This window comes from Agromyces neolithicus (assembly GCF_039529735.1).
Taxonomy (GTDB): Bacteria; Actinomycetota; Actinomycetes; order Actinomycetales; family Microbacteriaceae; genus Agromyces; species Agromyces neolithicus.
Genome location: NZ_BAAANJ010000030.1, coordinates 1 through 1289 on the forward strand (window position 1 = coordinate 1; position 1289 = coordinate 1289).

At 69.0% G+C, this 1289-nt stretch carries 1 protein-coding gene; it reads right to left on the reverse strand.

What is annotated here, in order from left to right:
* Window positions 1–40: 40 nt before the first annotated feature.
* Window positions 41–1289: IS701 family transposase (locus ABD164_RS17910; RefSeq protein ID WP_425545965.1), on the reverse strand; the 1249-nt coding region annotated here is incomplete at its 5' end.

Here is a 1289-nt window from a genome sequence, read left to right on the forward strand (position 1 = left end):
ATGACGGCGATCTGGAGGTATCGCAGCGTCTGGTAGAAGCTCAGGCTGCCCCGTGGGCTTTTGGGTCGGCGGTCAGGCGCAGGGTCGTGACGAAGAGGTGGGCGGCCGTGACGAGGGTGGTGTGGTGGTGCCAGCCGAGCCAGGTGCGGCCTTCGAAGTGCGCCAATCCGAGGCCTTGTTTGAGTTCGCGGTAGTCGTGCTCGATGCGCCAGCGGATCTTCGCCAGCCGGACGAGCTCGGGCAGTGGGGTGTCCTCGGGCAGGGTGGACATCCAGTAATCGGTGGGCTCGGCGGCGCCTGCTGGCCATTCGGCGATGAGCCACTCGAGGGGAAGGGTGCCGTCGGTGGCGCGGGGCACGTTGCGGTTTGCCGGCCGCACTCGGACCGCGGCGAACTGACTGACCATCTGGGCTGTGGGGTTGCCGGGGCCGGTCCTGGTGCCGTGTCGCCAGGTGATCTCGGTGAATGCCTCGCGGGCGCCGGCGAGGTCTTTGACCGAGGATGGCGCCTGTTGGTAGCGGACGGTGCGTGGCCGGGGTCCGCGGCCGGTGTAGTCCGGCAGTCCGGGGGTCGCCGTGTCCGGGTAGGCGCTGGTGGTGGACTTGACCGCGACCACGTATGGGATCTCCCACTCGGTCAGGCCGAGCCGGAACGGGGTCACCTCGCCGTAGCCGGCGTCGGCGCAGATCAGCGGCGGCCGATACCCCCAGGTCGCCAGCTCGTCGAGCATCTCCAACGCGAGTTCCCACTTGGTCCGGTGCCGCACTGTGTCCGGGATCTGCGCCTTGGCCCGCCGTGCCGACGCAGCCTCAGCGCCGTCTGGCGTGTCCTGGCAGGTGTCGTCCCACGCTTCGGGCAGGAACAGCCGCCAGTCCAACGGGCACGACGCGGCATCGGTCGCCGCGTGCAGGGACACGCCGATCTGAACGTTCCCGATCTTGCCCAGCGTGCCCGAGTACTGGCGTGCCACACCGGGTGAGGCGGGGCCGTCCTTCTTGAATCCGGTGTCATCGATCACCCATGCCTCGGGCTCGATCAGGCCGATCGCCTTGCGGGCCAGCACCCGGCGGACCGGTTCGACCGGCCACGGCGACGAGGACACGAACTGCTGCAGCTGCTGGTAATCGATGCCGAGCCGATCGCCCATCGGCTGCATCGACTTCCGTCGCCCGTCGAGCATCAGGCCCTGCAGGTACAAGCCGCCCTTGCCGCGCTGGTCCTTGCGCGGCAACGAGCCGAACACGTCCTGCACGAACTCGTCGAGCAAGTCCCGCACCCCGGCGATCTCA